Source organism: Gordonia sp. GN26 (assembly GCF_054823965.1).
In genome coordinates this window covers 16,062-31,551 of record NZ_JSYC01000154.1, presented here as the reverse complement: position 1 = coordinate 31,551, position 15,490 = coordinate 16,062, and the positions used below count along the sequence as shown (strand labels likewise).

At 65.8% G+C, this 15,490-nt stretch carries 14 protein-coding genes and 1 pseudogene; 7 read left to right on the top strand and 8 right to left on the bottom strand.

The window, feature by feature from the left end:
- Window positions 1-31: 31 nt before the first annotated feature.
- Window positions 32-1,222, bottom strand: coding sequence for an alkaline phosphatase family protein (locus tag OK17_RS21365; protein ID WP_461418686.1), 1,191 nt, complete (start codon window positions 1,220-1,222; stop codon window positions 32-34).
- Window positions 1,219-2,064 carry a GNAT family N-acetyltransferase gene (locus OK17_RS21360; protein ID WP_461418685.1) on the bottom strand — a complete coding sequence of 282 codons (846 nt, stop codon included), beginning with the start codon at window positions 2,062-2,064 and terminating at the stop codon, window positions 1,219-1,221. Before OK17_RS21360 ends, OK17_RS21365 begins: the two co-directional genes overlap by 4 nt.
- 86 nt (window positions 2,065-2,150) lie before the next feature.
- On the opposite strand from OK17_RS21360, the gene OK17_RS21355 reads away from it, so the two are divergent.
- The 4 genes from OK17_RS21355 to OK17_RS21340 all read left to right on the top strand — a co-directional run bounded on the left by OK17_RS21355 (window position 2,151) and on the right by OK17_RS21340 (window position 4,897).
- Entirely contained in the window at window positions 2,151-2,672 is a 522-nt protein-coding gene (locus OK17_RS21355) for a YtxH domain-containing protein (protein ID WP_461418684.1), read from the top strand.
- A 91-nt stretch (window positions 2,673-2,763) separates the two neighbouring features.
- Window positions 2,764-3,486 (top strand): YcnI family copper-binding membrane protein, encoded by a 723-nt coding sequence (locus OK17_RS21350; protein WP_461418683.1) that lies wholly within the window; start codon window positions 2,764-2,766, stop codon window positions 3,484-3,486.
- Window positions 3,479-4,006 carry a copper resistance CopC family protein gene (locus tag OK17_RS21345; protein WP_461418682.1) on the top strand — a complete coding sequence of 176 codons (528 nt, stop codon included), beginning with the start codon at window positions 3,479-3,481 and terminating at the stop codon, window positions 4,004-4,006. Before OK17_RS21350 ends, OK17_RS21345 begins: the two co-directional genes overlap by 8 nt.
- A gap of 3 nt (window positions 4,007-4,009) precedes the next feature.
- On the top strand, window positions 4,010-4,897 hold the full coding sequence (locus OK17_RS21340; RefSeq protein ID WP_461418681.1) for a copper resistance D family protein: 888 nt from the start codon (window positions 4,010-4,012) through the stop codon (window positions 4,895-4,897).
- A gap of 104 nt (window positions 4,898-5,001) precedes the next feature.
- Here the strand turns inward: OK17_RS21340 and OK17_RS21335 are convergent, their stop codons facing one another.
- Window positions 5,002-5,919, bottom strand: a complete 918-nt coding sequence (locus tag OK17_RS21335) for an alpha/beta fold hydrolase (RefSeq protein WP_461418680.1) — start codon at window positions 5,917-5,919, stop codon at window positions 5,002-5,004.
- A gap of 117 nt (window positions 5,920-6,036) precedes the next feature.
- Here OK17_RS21335 and OK17_RS21330 point away from each other — a divergent pair.
- Window positions 6,037-6,660: pseudogene (locus tag OK17_RS21330) on the top strand (alpha/beta fold hydrolase); the annotation flags it as partial.
- Window positions 6,661-7,073: 413 nt separating this feature from the next.
- Here OK17_RS21330 and OK17_RS21325 read toward each other — a convergent pair.
- The 4 genes from OK17_RS21325 to OK17_RS21310 all read right to left on the bottom strand — a co-directional run bounded on the left by OK17_RS21325 (window position 7,074) and on the right by OK17_RS21310 (window position 11,083).
- On the bottom strand, window positions 7,074-8,312 hold the full coding sequence (locus OK17_RS21325; protein WP_461418679.1) for an HNH endonuclease: 1,239 nt from the start codon (window positions 8,310-8,312) through the stop codon (window positions 7,074-7,076).
- Window positions 8,313-8,524: 212 nt separating this feature from the next.
- Window positions 8,525-9,562, bottom strand: a complete 1,038-nt coding sequence (gene rsgA, locus OK17_RS21320; protein ID WP_232715846.1) for a ribosome small subunit-dependent GTPase A — start codon at window positions 9,560-9,562, stop codon at window positions 8,525-8,527.
- Window positions 9,563-9,980: 418 nt separating this feature from the next.
- Window positions 9,981-10,571: an SGNH/GDSL hydrolase family protein gene (locus tag OK17_RS21315; RefSeq protein WP_232715847.1), complete on the bottom strand. Its 591-nt coding sequence runs from the start codon at window positions 10,569-10,571 to the stop codon at window positions 9,981-9,983.
- A gap of 212 nt (window positions 10,572-10,783) precedes the next feature.
- On the bottom strand, window positions 10,784-11,083 hold the full coding sequence (locus OK17_RS21310) for a hypothetical protein (RefSeq protein ID WP_232715848.1): 300 nt from the start codon (window positions 11,081-11,083) through the stop codon (window positions 10,784-10,786).
- Between the two features lie 335 nt (window positions 11,084-11,418).
- Between OK17_RS21310 and OK17_RS21305 the strand changes: the two genes are divergently transcribed.
- Window positions 11,419-12,557 (top strand): IS3 family transposase gene (locus OK17_RS21305; RefSeq protein WP_461418678.1). Its coding sequence is split into 2 segments (ribosomal slippage): window positions 11,419-11,689 and window positions 11,689-12,557, totalling 1,140 coding nucleotides; the frame shifts between segments, so codons are not numbered across the junction.
- Window positions 12,558-12,636: 79 nt separating this feature from the next.
- Here OK17_RS21305 and OK17_RS21300 read toward each other — a convergent pair.
- Entirely contained in the window at window positions 12,637-13,182 is a 546-nt protein-coding gene (locus OK17_RS21300) for a YdcF family protein (RefSeq protein WP_232719513.1), read from the bottom strand.
- Between the two features lie 780 nt (window positions 13,183-13,962).
- Here OK17_RS21300 and OK17_RS21295 point away from each other — a divergent pair.
- On the top strand, window positions 13,963-15,486 hold the full coding sequence (locus OK17_RS21295; RefSeq protein WP_461418677.1) for a sugar transferase: 1,524 nt from the start codon (window positions 13,963-13,965) through the stop codon (window positions 15,484-15,486).
- Window positions 15,487-15,490 lie beyond the last annotated feature (4 nt).

Here is a 15,490-nt window from a genome sequence, read left to right as displayed (position 1 = left end):
GAGGAGCTTGCGACGAGCCGTATCGAAACCTCTACCCCTGCGCAACCAGCAGCGGCACAAGCTGTTCCGCGGCCGTCCAGGCGCCGTGGTGGCCGATCATCATCGATTCCATCGTCTCGTTCTTCGACCGCGTCAGCGTGACCGACTCCCGTGCCACCACGACCACGTCCCCGATCCGATTCGCCACCGCGTCGGTCACCTCGGGACCGAACCAGCCCTCGTCGAGGGTCTGCTCCCGTGAGACGACGTGCGCGGCGTCGCCCAGATACCCCGACCATGCCTTCAACACGTCCTCGGCAGCACCCGGTGACGCGTACACGTGCCGTGCCCTCGCCTCGCCGGCGACCGCCTCGACACCGTCGAGAAGTCCGGGCGCGGTGTCGATGTCGATGGCGCGGTCGGCGGTGATCATGCCGTGGTCGCCGGTGACGAGCAGCGTTGTCCCAGAGGGCAACTCCGCGGCGAGCTCGGCCACCAGTCGGTCGACGAGCCGGAGCTTCTCCAGCCACGCCGCCGACCCCGGTCCGTGGATGTGGCCCGCCGTGTCCAGCTCGCTGTAGTAGGCGTAGACGAACCGACGATGGCGACTGTGTCCACGCACCCCCGTCAGTACGCCGTCGCGCACCCCGTCGGGCGTCACTGCCGGGACGTACTGGCCGGGCGCGCGGAACGCCGCGAGGGTCAGGCCGGTCCCGCGGAACTCGCCGGGCATCACGTATGTCACCCGAACGCCCTCGTCCGCAAGCGCTTCCAGACTCCCGGGATGGGTGCGTACCAACGCCGGGGGATAGGTGACCAGGGCTGACGGGCCCTGCGCGTCGTCGAGACTCCAGCGCAGCGAGTTCAACACCCGGCGCGAACCGCGTGTCCGGCAGTCGTCGTCGGGACGGAAGCTGTAGCCGATGATCCCGTGCACGCCGCAGGGCGCGCCGACCGTCAGACTCAGGATGCTGGTCGCCGTCGTCGCCGGGAATCCTGCACGCAGGGTGGTCGCGGTCAGCTCACGCAGGGTGGGCGCGAACTCGGCGTACTCCTCCAACAACGTCGCACCGAGCCCGTCGATCAGCAGCACCACCACCGAATCACCCGGCGGCACAACGAGACCGGAGTCGGGAGAAACGCCCAGGGCAACTGATGCGGCAGGCAGAACGTCGGCGAGAGTGTGTGGGTACCGGCCCCAATCCGCGGGAGTCAGTTCGGCGGGAGTCAATTCGACGCTCACCGCACCCCCGAGCCCGCCGGACCGAACACGTAGTGACCCGACCGCAGGAATCGCACCGACCGTCGGGTGTCACCCTCGAGGAGTAACGGCGACATCGCATCCCGCAGCACGATCCGCCAGCGCGCCGCATCGAGCGGATGACTCACCCGCATCGCTTCGACGTCCCGCGGCAACGCCACCACCACGGTCGCTTCGGGCTCGACCCGCTCGTGATGGGCGACCGGACGCGACCGGTCGTAATCGTCGATCACCGGTACCGCACCGTCGGCGATCAGCGCCTCCACGCTCCCGACGCCGTCCACGCTGTCGGGTAGCTCGTCGTGCAGCGCCCACGACATCAGCACCCGATCGGAGTCCGAGCCGCCACCCAGCTCGTCGCCGAGTTCACCGTAGAAGTCCTCGTAGTAGTGGACCGGCTCGGCTCCCAGCTTGGTGATGTTGAAATACGCGTTACGTGCGACCAGCGGATCGAAGGTCCACGTGATCGTCGCCAGTCCACGTGCCAGCGCCCACTTCCGCTGGTGCATCTTCAGCAGGTATCCGACATGGTGGCCGCGGCCGCGTCGGGACACCCCGGTGATGTGGCTGTGCAGCGCCTCACCGGCCGGCGCCGACAGGAACGCCACGCTCCCACCCGCCAGGTGATCACCGATGAACGCGCCGGAAACATAGTTGCCCGAATGCGACAGCGCCCGCAGCATGTCGATGCCCACCGGGCGTCTCGTCGGGTCGGGCCGCCAGACGTCGTCGAAGATCCGCATCAGTTCTTCGAGTTCGTCGGGGGAGGACAGCTCGCGTACCTCGACCGTGCGTACCTCGACAGGAGCCGGTGAATGCGACATGTCCTCGATTGTTTCACCGCGTCCGCGGGAGTTGGCCGGGTTGGGCGAGTCCGCTCGACCCGGACCCACTCCTTAGGATGGGGGCCATGTCCCGCACCGTCCGCACGCCCGACGCGTTCACCAGCGTCGCCGCGGCCGGTGTGGTGCCCTCCGTCGCGGTCGCCGCGCACGGCGCCGCCGGCGGGCAGGCGCTCAGCTCGGGCGGCGTGGTGCTCACCGTCGCGATCGGTGTGGTCGCGGCGATGCTCCTGCAGCCGGCGACCCGGGGCCGACGCCTGGTCCCGGCTGCCACGTCGGCCGCCGGTGTCCTGACCGCGGCGCAGATCGCGAGCCACTGGTCGCTGGCCGCCGACGCCGCGCACGTCACCCACGACGCCCCGGCGCTGCCGATGTTGCTGACGCACCTCGTCGCGATCCCGCTGAGCGCGGTGCTGATCGTCGTCGGTGCGCAGCTGCTCGCCGTCATCGGGTCGGTCATCGCGTCGCTGACACCACCCGTCGCTCTGCGCGTGCCCGGCGCGTCCCCGGTCTTCTGGACGCGGCCCGCTGTTGTCGCTGGTCCTGCCGTTGGCGGCACCGGCGTTCGCGGCCCTCCGCTCGGACTCTGACGCCGCGCCACCACACCGAACCCACGACGGTTCGGTGCCGTCGTGTGCGCGCCACGCCTCTCACGTCCGAACTCTCGAGAAATGAATCCAGATGAAGAAGCTTGTCTCGTCGCGGGCCACGATCGCCCGCCGCCTCGTCCTGCCCGCCGCTGCTGCCGCCGTCGTCGGCGTCTCCTCCCTGACCGGGGCGGGCGTCGCGTCGGCGCACGTCACCGCCAACGCGCCGTCCGTCACCCAGGGCGGCTACGGCGTCGTCACGCTGGTCGTCCCCAACGAGTCCGACGCGGCTCCGACGACGTCGCTGCGCGTGACCCTGCCCGGTCTGAAGTCGGCGCGCCCGGAGGTGATGAGCGGCTGGAAGTCGGTCGTCACCAAGAAGGACGATCTGGTCACCGAGATCACCTGGACCGCCGATCCCGGTTCGCCCGGCATCCCCGTCGGCCAGTTCGGTCAGTTCAGCTTCTCCGGTGGCCCGTTCCCCGAGCAGGAGACCGTCGAGCTGCCGGCGCTGCAGACCTACGCCGACGGTGAGAAGGCGGACTGGAACCAGCCGACCCCCGCCGACGGCACCGAACCCGAGAAGCCCGCGCCGACCATCACCCTCGCCGCGGGCGGCGACGGACACGGCGCACACCATGCCGCGGCCCCTGCGACCAGCACCGAGGCACCGCAGTCCCAGGCGACGGAAACCGCCCAGGCCGACTCCGCAGCCCGCTGGCTGGGTGGCATCGGACTGGTCGTCGGCGCCCTGGGCACCGTCTTCGGTGTCGCGGCACTGATGGTGGTCCGACGCAACGGACGTGGCAATGCGTAGGCACCTCCTCCTGATCCTGGCCGCGCTGGCGTGCCTGGGGCTGGTCGGTACCTGGTCGGCGCCCGCGGCGTCGGCGCATTCGCGACTGGTGTCGTCCGATCCCGACGACGGCGCGAGCCTGCCGGCAGGTCCGCAGACCGTCACGCTGACGTTCAACGAGGCCATCCAGTCCGCGTACGCGGTGCTCAACGTCGTAGGACCCGACGACCACTTCTGGCAGTCCGGTGACCCGAAGGTCGACGGCAGCAAGGTGAGCGTCGGCGTGCGGGAACTGGGTCCGACCGGCACGTACACGATCAACTACCGGGTCACCTCTGCCGACGGACACGTCGTCAGCGGGCAGCGCAGCTTCGAGCTCACGGTCGCCGGCAACGGTGAGCCGGGTCCGCCCGTCGACGCCTCCGCCGATCAGTCCGACGACGGAATCCCGGTGTGGTACTTCATCGTCGGCGCTGTAGTGGTTCTTGTCGTGGGTCTCGGGATCGTGTTCTGGCTGACCCGCCCCAAGACACGGACCTGACGCGTGAGGGTCGTGGCCGGTGTGCCGGTCCTGTTCGCCGGGCTGCTGGTGAGCTGGTTGCTCGCCCGTCCCGACGGACCGGATCCGGTGGCACTGCCCGCGACCCTCGCGCTCGGCGTCTCGGTCGTGGTGCTCGGCCTCGGGCTGCTGCCGACCGTCGACGCCGAACCGTCGTCGACCTGGATCGGTGCGTTCGCCGGTGTCTGGGTGGTGGCGACGCTGATCAGCGCCTGGGTGCGCACCGCGGATCGGTCCGGCAAAGAGGTGCTCGAGGTCAGCGCCGGCGACTTCGGTGAGGTCCTGACCGCTGGCGCCTCCGAGATGGTCGCGCTGGTCACGGGCTTGCTCATCGTGGCGTGGGCGGTGCTCGACCTGCTGACCGCCGTCGATGTTCCGGTCCTGGTGGTCGGGGCGCTCGCGGCGATCGGCGTGCTCGCCACCGCGATCGCCGGTCACGCCGGCAACAATGCGCTCGGTCCGTTCCTCGTCGGTGCCCATGCGCTGGCCGCCGCCTGGTGGTGCGGGCTACTCGCCGCGATGGTCCTCTCGGTGCGCGGCCGGTCCGGGTGGGCGCGCAGTCTGCCGGTGTTCTCGCGGCGGGCGCCGTGGGCGGTCGGGGTGATCGCGGTGACCGGCGTGGTCGCCGCACTGACCGAGATTGACGGCCTGTCGGCGCTGGTCACGACCGGCTACGGCCGGATTTTGGTGGCGAAGGTCGTGATGCTGGCCGCGCTGGTGGGTGTCGCCGCCTGGCATCGGCGACGCTGGGTGCCGGCCGTCGAACGCCATCGCCAGACCGAGACCGCGTCCATTCGCAACGCCGCCGTCGAGCTGGCACTGATGGCCGTCGTGCTGGGTCTAGCCGCTGGACTGTCGGCGACCGCGCCGTGACCTCGATACGCCCCTCGGCTATCGCCTCGGGGGCTACTCGGCCAGCAGAGTTGCTGGTTGAGGAGGGGAGGAGCGCAGCGACGAGCCGTATCGAAACCAGGTCCCTACTTCAACGCCCGCGACTGATCCCAGATCGCCAGCAACTCGTCGATGATGTCGGTCGCCATGTGCAGGGTGCTCAGGTGACTCTCGCCAGGCAGCTCGAACAGCTTGGCGTCGGGCAGCAGCGACACCATGTGCTCGCCGTGGGCGTACGGAATGATGTGGTCGTGGTCGCCGTGCCACCAGCGCACGGGCACCTGGACGTCGGACACGCGGAAACCCCAGTCCTTGGCGAAGACGACGACGTCGGCGAACGGCGCCTCCATCGCGCGACGCCCGCCGTGGAGCAAGTCGTCGAGGAACATGGCCCGGAACTCGGGGCGCGCCAGCAGTTCTCGGTCGGCCGCGGGAGAGAAGTGACCGTAGACGGAGATGGCGGGCTCGGCGATCGGCCGCGCAAAGCGGAGTGCGGTGCTCAGCACCTGCCCGATCTGCGACCCCGCGACGTTGACCGCCGGCGCCACGAACGAGCCGAGCTTCATCGCTCCGCCGGGGATGCGGTCGGGGCCGACGGTCGGGGCGACACCGCCGAGGATGCCCGCGGCGACCACCCGGTCGGGCATCGCGTGCGCCACCCCGAGCGCGTACGGCCCACCGCCGGAGAGGCCGACGATGGCGAACTCGTCGATGCCGAGCGCCTCCAGGACGTCCTCGAGGTCGGGGGCGAAGGCGGCGATGTTCTCGTACCGGTGCGGCGTCGACGACCCCACGCCCGGCCGGTCCAATCCGATCAGCCGAACTTCCCGCTCAGCGGCGAATCCCCGGGCTTCGACGGGGATCTGTCGGCGAGCTCCGGGCGTCCCGTGAAGCCAGATGATGGCCCGTCCGGTAGCAGATCCGTATTCGGCGAACCCGATTCGACGATCACCGTCGGCCACGGCGATCGACCCCTCGATTTTCGGACGGGCGATGTCGATCATGTGACCAGCATCTCACGTAGCGTTATCTGGGTGATCCCCGCGTTTCTCAACGGCACCGCCAGAGCAGTCCGCCACGTCTTCTCGCCCCACCCCGCGTCGGACATCCCCCAAGGTCAGATGCTCGACCTGCCCGGTCGCGGACGCGCCTTCGTCACCGATTCGGGACCCCGCGACGCCCCGGCAGTCTTCCTGCTCCACTCGGTGCTGACCACCGGCCTGCTGTGCTGGTATCCGACGATCCCCGCGATCAACGACCGCTACCGGGTGATCACCCTCGACGCCCGCTGGCACGGCCGCGGCATCGAGTCCGACACCTTCGACCTCCGTGACTGCGCCGACGACGTGGTCGCCGTCGCGGACGTCCTCGGCATCGACAGGTTCGTCGCCGCCGGATTCTCGATGGGCGGCGGCATCGCCCAGCTGACGTGGCGTCGACACCCCGAACGGGTGTCGGGCCTCGTGCTCTGCTCGACCGGCCCGTTCTTCAGCACCAACGACCCCAAGCATCGGAAGTCGTCGGAACGGACCGGCCGCATCCTGACACCGCTCTACCGACTTCTCCCGCGCGTCTCCGAGAAGAGCCTCAACAAGACGACATCGCACACGTCCATCTGGGCACTGCGTCAGTTCTTCTCGACGCCGCTCTCGCACCTCGGTGAGTTCGGCAGCGGCCTGGGGCAGTTCGACTCCCGCAGCTGGCTCCACGAGATCGACGTCCCGACCGCCGTTGTTGTGTCCACCCGCGACCGCGTCGTCGAACCCGAACGCCAGCAACTGTTACTCGATGGCATTCCCGGTTCGCAGCGCTTCGAGGTCGACGGTGGCCACGCCTGCTGCGTCCTCGGCGCCCGGCACTTCATCCCACCGTTCACCGAAGCTCTCAACACGGTGAGTTCGCATGCAGCGGTGAAGGTTCCGCCGGCGGGGTGACCTCGATACGCCCCTCGGCCAGCGCCTCAGGCCTACTCGGCCGGCGAAGGGAGACGCTCGTCGGCTGGCGCCTCGGGGCAGCCCCCTCTGTTGGTTGAGTAAACGAGGAGCTTGCACGAGCCGTATCGAAGCCAGCCGACGGCTTCACACTATGGACTTGTCAAAGAACGGATGCGGTCCCGGCGGATCGCCGGGTGCGGAAGGTGCTGCGCAAAGTTCGTGTGTCAGGCGGCGTCGTCGAGTCGCATGGTGCGGCGGTTGTAGGCAGGCAGCGGACGACGGCGCGGGTCGATGTCAGCCGGCGGGATCAGCCACGGGTGACGGTCGAAGCCCATCATGATGTCCCACCCGTTGTGGTGGACCTGGGTGTGACAGCGTTGGCAGAGCAGACAGCCGTTGTCGAGGTCGGTGTCACCGTCGTCGGACCAGTGCAATATGTGATGGACCTGCGTATGTGACGGTGGCGCACCGCATTTGATACACGTCTCATCCCTGATGATGATCGCTTTGCGCAGGTGTGCTGGGAAGAGTCGTCGTTCGCGGCCCATCTGTAGTGGGACGGTTTCGCCGTCGATGATGATCTCGGTCAGGGTTCCGTCACACGACAGCCGTTTCGCGGTGGACTGCGTGGCCGACCCGGTCCAGGGCAGGAAGGCGGGGTTGCCGGCGTCGGCGGGGATGGTCAGTAGCGTCTGGGTTCTCGGTGTACCGATGGTGTCCATCGCCGCACCGACGGCGGCTTGGTCGAGCAGGACCTCGAATGCGTCGGCACGGATCTGGGCTGCTGATCGTCGGTCGGGTGAGCCGTCGGGTTCGGGGCGCGGCATGGAGCGTTCGTCGATCATGGAGATGAACTTCTCGCCCACGGTCTGTGTCAGGTTGGCGTGGATCTCGACGCGACTGTCGTCGGTTGTGTGGTGCGACAGCGTGTCCAGGGTTCGGTCGTCACACGCGGGGATGCCGCCCTCCTCGTCGGCGATGGTGTTCCCGATCGTCTGGGCGTGCTTCTGGATCTCGGTAGGTGTGGCACCGGAGAGGGCTTGGGTGAGGAGTTCGGTTTCGTAGATCGTGCGGTCGTCGTCGGAAAGCGTTGTAGCCGACCGCTTCTTGATGGTGGCCATTCCCCGGACGATGGCGTCGACAATCTCTCCGGAGAGGCGTCCGTCGGCCGCGCAGGCCTCGACCTTGCTCAAGGTGCCGAGGGAGTCGGCAACACGGGTGGTGCGTGTCGATACCGCAGGTGCGAATCCCATCTCGATCAGCAGCTTCTTGGTTGTCGAACCAGCTTTCTCCGCAACGCGCACATCGTCGAGATGTGCTGCATGCGTGGAGAGTTGGTGATCGGCCAGGTTGCGGACCATTCGCCAGAACTCCAGCTGGGAAAATGTCGTGCGACCAGTGGGATCGTCCGTGGGCGGAGTGATTCCCGCGAGCTGGTCGAGGAGGGTCTCGAGCGGTGTCATGACTCCTTTGTACCCGAACAGATGTTCGAATGCACGGAAACTCCACAGCTTCTTTCCGCGAGTGTCCGCTGCTCACAATGTATTTCACGGGCGTGAAAGAAATACTGAAACACCAGTGAACAGAAATCGCACAAGTAACAGAATCGCCGCAAAAGTGGTCTGTGCGCAGTAGAGAATTTGTAGAACTTGAGAAGCCGGGGCAGGAGCCGCACTCACCGATCCCGGTAGTACGCGCGGAGCGCACGGCTGATGACCTTGACCTCCCGGGTCTTCTCGCGCCGCAACCGTGCGTCAGTGCGGGCCGCCACCCACTCGTTCTCGCGCTGCAGCTTTCGGTAACTCTCCACGCGTCGCGCGTCGAGCTCCTCTCTGTCGACGGCTGCCCGGACAGCGCATCCCGGCTCGGTGTCGTGTACGCAGTCCGTGAACCGGCAGTACTGCGTGAGTTCGTCGATCTCGGGGAACGCGGCGGCGATACCCGCATCGGCGTCCCACATGCCGACACCACGCAATCCCGGTGTGTCGATGAGGGTCGCGCCACCTCCGAGCGGGAACATCTCGCGATCGGTGGTGGTGTGCCTGCCTTTGCCGTCGCCCTCCCGAACGGGTGCGGTTGCCTGAACATCACGGCCGCGCAGTGCATTGACAAGCGTCGACTTGCCGGCGCCCGAAGCTCCGACGAGTACGGCGGTCCCAGAGATCTGGTTGCGTAACTCACTCAACCCGGTTCCCTCCGGCGCACACACCTCGACGACGCTCGCTCCGATCGCGAGGGCGGTGACCCGATCGAGTGCCGGTTCGGTCGCGACGTCGACCTTCGTGAGCGCGACGACCGGCTGCGCCCCGCTGTCCCAGGCGAGGGCGAGCAGACGTTCGACGCGGCCATCATCGAGAGTGTCTGCCGCGACCGTCACCACGACGGTGTCCACATTGGCTGCGAGGACCTGCTCCTCCGAACGCCCAGATGCGTCGGCGCGTCGAATCGCGCCGGTCCGAGTCAGCACTTCGCGGACCGCGCCGATCGTGTCGCCGCCGGCTGCGGGCTCACTGACAACCACCCAATCGCCGGTGCAGACGTGGTGACCCTTCGTCCGCACGGTCAGGGGACCTGTAGAGGTGATGGCGTCGCTGTACCCGCGACGCACTCGCACGATTCGGCCCGGATAACCGTGGAACTCGCTCTGCGCGAACTGCTCTGCAATCTGCGCGGACCAACCGTACTCGGCCAGAAGGGCGGTATCGGTTGGCACGAAAGACTCCAGGCTCGCAGTGTTGCACGGACCTACGGCCCGCTCGGACGCATTCGATGGTGAACCCTGGCGGCCGACGCCGCAATCGAATATTCGAGTCGGCGAGTTGGTTGGCGGTTCGTCGGCCGCGGTCTTCTTCGGTGGAAGCCTTGTTCTCTATGTCGCAGGCTTCACTGCGAGGATGGTCGAGACGGTGCGTATCGGCGAGAGAAGGAACTGCACCCAGGGAGCAAGGTGCATTGGTGCTGCTCATCTTCAATGTCGCGGTCGGTCTCTGGTACGTGAAAGTCTCTCGACCGAGGAGGATTCGCCGCGTCTACGCCATCATCGTCGGTCAGCACCTCAACGGAACTCGGCCAGCAGACTCTTCTGCCGGCCGAGTGGGCAAAGCTGTGTCGAAACCGCGGGGCTGAAACCCCTACGCCTGCACCTCAAATGCCTTGAGAACGGTCGTCGCCCAGATCTGCTGCCCGGCAGCGCTCGGGTTGACGGTGTCCTTCAGCAACGGCGCCAGCGAGGCGGCGTCGGTGGGGAAGGCGGAGTAGACGTCGACGACCTGGATGCCCTCGACGTCCATGGCCGACGCGAACCCGGCGGTCCGCTCACCGGTGTTCTTGCCCTGTGCCGGGCTCTGCTTGATCGCGACCAGGTCGGCGTTCGGGTATTCCTTGCGGAGCTGTGCGATGAGCGGCTGAAGCTGTTCGGCGAGCGGGGTCTCGGCATCCTGCGTATGTCCGAAATTAAGCATGATTAAATCCGGTGTGACATCCGCAGGAATCATCTTGTCGAGATTGTCCAGCGCGTAATTCGCGTCTTTTCCGGGAGCGCTGCCATTCCAGAATCCGATCGGTCCGTTCGGGCCGTCGCCGAGTCCGACCATTGCGCCGTAATCATTGGTCGTGGTGTTCCAGAACTTGGTCGCCATCGGCCGCTGCAGTGTCTGACTGATCGCGCTGCCGACCTTGGGTGCCCAACCGTCGCGGGCGGCGCCGGTCGAATCGCCGAGCACGCAGTTTACAGCACAGGTTCGAGGACAACGCCCGGTGAAGCCTGTTTGAGTAGGCGAGGAGTGCAGTGATCAGCCGTAGTGAAACCGCGTCCCTCGCTCCCTGAGATGCGAGAAGTGATAGCGAGCGCCAATGTCGCTCCCCGAGGTGGGCGAGCGTCATCGAGCCGTGAAAGGGGCTTGGCGACGGACGGATCAGATCCCAGTCCCACCACCTACTCCTCGTGCCGTCGCCGTTCAAGGGTCCGCGCGAAAGTGATTGCGGCAAGTACGACTCCGATGATCGACAAAATGTCCGATTCGGTGAAGCCGTGGTTGATGTTGACCGAGACTAGCACTCGTCCCTCGATCGGTCCGTTCCCGAACAGCCACGCTACGGATAGAGATGTCAGAACAGCGGCGGCCCGGTACGACGGACGCGCCAGGGCCCACGCTCCGGTAACAAACAGCAGGTTCAGCAGCACCAACGCGTGGAACACCGACGGATGGAGGGGTTCGAGCGGATGCGTGAGCATCTGCCTAGTATCCCTGGAACGCTGGTGCCCCAGAATTAGAGGACATTTCTTTGGCTGCGGAGCTCGAACGTGCGCCCACGCGAGAGAATCTCGACCAGGGAGTTACCATATCCAGACTTCGGGAGCATCGTAGCTCGCGCTCGAAGTTCCTCATCGTCAATGAATCCCTGGCGCCAGGCAATCCCGTCGGGGCGCCATTCTTCCCGGACCGATCGCGGGCTACGGCAACTACCACCGCCGGCGGGTTGGATCGGTTGAGGTGGGCCCTTCGTAGTGGTCCAGTTGTTGTGCGACTCTGTTGCCCGAGTGTTTGGGCAGGAAGAATCGACGACGACATGGCAGGTAGCAAGCGCCGGCGGCATACGCCGGATCAGATCATCCGCAAGCTGGCCGAGGGCAACAAGCTCCTCGGGACCGGGCAGGAGTTGGCTGAGGTGTGCCGGCATCTGGAGGTCACAGAGTCGACCTGGCATCGCTGGGTGGCCCAGTACGGGGGCATGAAGGCCAATGACGTCAAACGCCTCAAAGAACTCGAAGCTGAGAACGCTCGGCTCAAGAAGTTGGTCGCCAACCAGGCCCTCGATATCGACATGCTCAAGGAGATTTCGTCGGGAAACTTCTGACCCCGAACCGCAAGCGCAGCGCCGTGACGATGCTGCGTGAGCGGTTCGGGGTATCTGAGCGGCGAGCATGTGCTGTGGTGGGCATCCACCGCTCCACGATGCGACTGCACCCAGCGCCGATCACCGCGGAGGAAGCCGAGCTGCGGTCCTGGCTACGTGGGTTTTCCACCGACCGGCCCCGCTGGGGCTGGCGACGCGCCGCGATCGCCGCGCGCAAAGCGGGCTTCACGGTCAACAACAAACGCATCCGCCGCCTGTGGCGCGAGGAGGGGCTGCGAGTTCCCCAGCGCCGCAGGAAGAAACGGCTCACCGGAATCGGGACCGCGGTTGGGGCGATGTGCCCAATCCGGCCGAACGTGATCTGGGCGATGGACTTCCAATTCGACACCACCGCCGACGGCCGAACCATCAAAATGCTCAACGTGATCGACGAGTTCACCCGCGAAGCCCTGGCGATCCACGTCGACCGCGTCATCAACGCCGATGGCGTGGTTGACGTTCTCGACCGCCTGGCCCTGATACATGGTCCACCGTGCTACGTGCGGTTCGACAACGGACCGGAATTCGTCGCTCACGCCATCAACGACTGGTGCCGATTCAACGGCACCGGATCACTATTCATCGACCCCGGCTCCCCGTGGCAGAACGCCTGGATCGAATCGTTCAACGGCCGCCTGCGCGAGGAGCTGCTCAACTCCTGGCGCTTTGACTCCCTGCGCGAAGCCCGGGTCATCATCGAAGACTGGAGGATCGACTACAACGCCAACCGACCCCATTCGGCCCACCACGGACTCACCCCCGCCGAGTTCGCCCTACAGTGGACCACGACCCACCAACCTCAAGCCGCATAGCGACTGGACCATCGAATGGGTCCCCCTCACGGTTGCTGTCGCCTCGGAACCAAACCCCTGGTGGCGCAGGTCGTGCCAGTCAGCGCCTGCATCCCACTAACGCCGCTTTAAGGAGTGCCCCGTACTGATAAGCGAACAGGTGGGCCCATCCGGAGATGGGTCTTTGGTACGACCGAGGCACGCTCTTCATCGCGACTTCTCCCGAATAGCACTGCCCGAAGATGTACCGCGCGCGGACCAGATGGTGGCGCCAGCTGATCACCATGACTGATCTCCAGCCGCGACTGGCGGCTAGGCGGCTAACAAACATGGCCTCACCCTTGGTCGTCGCCGGCGCGGGTTCGAAGCAGACGACCTTGAGCTCGGCCGTACTCGCGTTGCACAGGGCCCGCATGTTTGCCCGACGGACGGGGTCGGAGCCTTTGTGAAACGGGTAGGGATTGGAGACCACTAGCGTGTCGGCGTAGCCGGCTCGCGCGAGTTCGAGTCCGTATTGCTCGCGGCCGTCGTCGTCGCCCCCGAGGACCACGATGGCGTCCACCTGCTGCAGCGGATCTTGGTGGTCCCGGTAGAACAGCTGATAGCCGCCACCGAAGAATGTGCCGACTGTCAGTACGACCACCATCCCTACGACAAGTAGGCGACGGCGCCAGGCACCGCGGCGTACAGTCCTGTTGCTCAACGTTGTCAGCTGCGGATCTTCCCGTCCGTTTGTCGTGCTCAACAGCGTGTGACTTCGTCGGGCCTATGACGGGCGAGTGAGAGACGAGTTCCGGGCTCGATTCGAAGTGATCCACGTTGGCGGGAGCTGGCGGCTTTGCCCTGACCGTGCTGGGTGAGTCGGTCCAAAAGCATGCAGCGAACCTTACCGCGTTGGAGCAGGCCTCGTCAGCTTGCGAACTGCTACTCAAAATTGCGACAAGTATCGGAGGTTCCTTGCTGGCCTTTTGGGGACTGAAAGCCCGCTTAATGATGACCGTTAGATGTCGATTGTTTTGCGTGGTTGTATGCTCCGCGGCGGCAGGCGTGGTGATGCTTCAGGTCATAAGGATGAGATATGTTGTGGGCCAACAAGTCACGATCAGGCGCCTGTCCTGGCGGCTGAGGATGTAAATTGTCGGTTCATCCCGTATTAGCGATCCGCAGAATTCTCATTAGCGATCGTTTCTGTTGCTAAGGCTCCTGCCCTGCATTACTGTCGGATCATCCAACGACGGATGGTCGAGAGTTCTGGGGTCTCGAAACCAATCCTGATAGCGGATATCACGGGTTTGAGACGCCAGATCCAAAAAGGTTCCGCAAGAATCCAATCCGCATCTGCGGATGTGACGTGAGGTCTGGAAGGACGTCCTGCAATGACCATTCAGATGGTCGGGGGGCGGGGGATTGGCAAGGGGCGGCCCGGGTGAGTACCGGTCGTCAGATAGAGGAAAGGTCTGCTGCACGAACTGGCTCGCGGCGTCGGCAGCTGTATCCGCTCGCGGGGCGCGAAGATAGTGCGAGGTCGTGGACCCTGCGATATGTACGGCGTCTGGCCTGGTCGGATGCTGTGCTGGTCATCGGTGCGGTCGCATTTGCGCAGGTCCTGCGATTCGGCCCCGGGAGCCTGACACCGGGGTCGGGGCAGTTCGGGGTTTCCTCGATAGTCATCTGCGCATGTCTCGTCGCGGCGTGGCTCACGGCACTGCGAGTCGGCGGCACACTGGATCGACGGATCGTGGGGTCGAGCTCCGAGGAGTACAGCCGGATCGCTACGACCTGCCTCGGCGTGTTCGGCACCCTCGCGATAGTCGATCTCCTGTTGAAACTCGACATGGCCCGGGGGTTCCTGGGAATCGCATTCCCTCTCGGTACCTTCGCTCTCCTGGTGTCCCGGTGGTGGTGGCGTCAACGTCTGGGTGCCCAGCGTCTACGCGGGACTCACCTGGACCGTCTCCTTGTACTAGGAACCGAACGATCGGCAAAGCCGCTGATCGAACGCCTTGCCGAGGACCCCACCCTGGGGTTCGAGGTGGTGGGTGTTTGTCTGCCCCCGTGCGAGGCGCCGCGCAAGTCGCACGTGACGATCGGCTCCAAGGAGATTCCGGTCTTCGGAGACTTCGGCGACGTGACCCGCTCGGTCTATGCCTCTGGTGCAACGACGATCGCGGTCACCTCTGCCGAGGCAATCGGCCATCAGGCGATGCAGGATCTGTCCTGGGAACTCCAAGACGCATACGTCGAGATGCTCGTAGCACCTGGCGTGACCGACGTTGCCGGTCCACGTATGCTCGTTCGCCCCGTCGCCGGCCTTCCGCTTCTACATATCGACAAACCGCGGTACGAAGGCGCCAACCGTTTCCGAAAGCTACTTCTGGACAAAGTCGTTGCGACCACCGCGTTGATCGCGGTCGCGCCGGTCCTGCTCGTCGTGGCAATTGCGGTGAAGCTCGACTCGGACGGGCCGGTGTTCTACAAAGCGACACGGGTCGGCGTTGCGAACAGGCCTTTCATGATGTGGAAATTCCGCTCGATGGTCCAGGACGCAGCGTCTCTGAAAGACGACCTGGTCGACCAGAACGAGGGCGCGGGTGTTCTGTTCAAGATGCGTAGTGACCCGCGGGTCACCCGGGTCGGAAGGTTCATCCGCCGCTACAGCCTCGACGAGCTGCCGCAGTTGTTCAACGTCCTGAACGGGTCCATGAGTCTCGTCGGTCCGCGACCGCCACTCCCGGAGGAAGTCGCCCGATACGACGGTCGGGTGGCGCGCCGAATGCTCGTCAAGCCCGGAATCACCGGCCTGTGGCAGGTCTCCGGCCGCTCCGACCTCTCGTGGGAGGAGTCGGTCCGACTGGACCTCTCCTACGTCGAGAACTGGTCGATCATGCAGGACTGCATCATTCTCTGGCGCACCGTCAGAGCGGTGTTCGCCAACGAAGGTGCGTACTGAAATC